1 protein-coding gene is annotated in these 464 nt (G+C 69.2%); it reads left to right on the plus strand.

Annotated elements, in window-relative coordinates:
- Positions 1-196: 196 nt before the first annotated feature.
- Complete coding sequence (locus EZE58_RS02070) at positions 197-394, plus strand: hypothetical protein (RefSeq protein ID WP_167559716.1); 198 nt, start codon at positions 197-199, stop codon at positions 392-394.
- Positions 395-464 lie beyond the last annotated feature (70 nt).

A 464-nucleotide genomic window follows, 5' to 3' on the forward strand; every position in this document is an offset into this window, starting at 1 on the left:
CGACCGGGAAACCGGAAGCCACGCCGCCTGTGGTGTTGGTCGGATCGGTGATTCCGGCCGAAGTGGCAGAACCCGTGCCGCCCGGGATGCCGTCGCCGTCACCGTTGCCGAGCATGTGGGCGTCGTCGGTGGCAGGCGGGACTGCCCAGTCTGGGGGTGCCTGCGGGATCGACAGGGGCGCATCGTGGAGGTCCCCATGGAGGACCTGATCGACGATCTCGAAGAGCGCATCTTGGCCCCCAGCAGCACTACTGCCGTCTGTCGATGCGCCGGAGCACCCGGGGGGCGCGGTCTTCGAAGCATCCTCTCCTGCCAGAGGCGCGTCGCCCTGGTCTGCGTCAGCGTTGCTGTGACCGACACCGGCACCGCCGGCGGTACCGTCGAGGGTGACTGAGTGGATGCGGGAGGTGAGCAACCCGTTCAATGCCGCCCCGGACACCGGGTCGAGCAGTCCCCCGAGCACC

The organism is Brevibacterium sp. LS14 (assembly GCF_012027885.1).
GTDB classification, from domain to species: domain Bacteria; phylum Actinomycetota; class Actinomycetes; order Actinomycetales; family Brevibacteriaceae; genus Brevibacterium; species Brevibacterium casei.

What these genes read in the sequence shown, in the direction of transcription:
- EZE58_RS02070 (WP_167559716.1), top strand. Translation starts at nt 197, where the DNA reads ATGGAGGACCTGATCGACGATCTCGAAGAGCGCATCTTGGCCCCCAGC.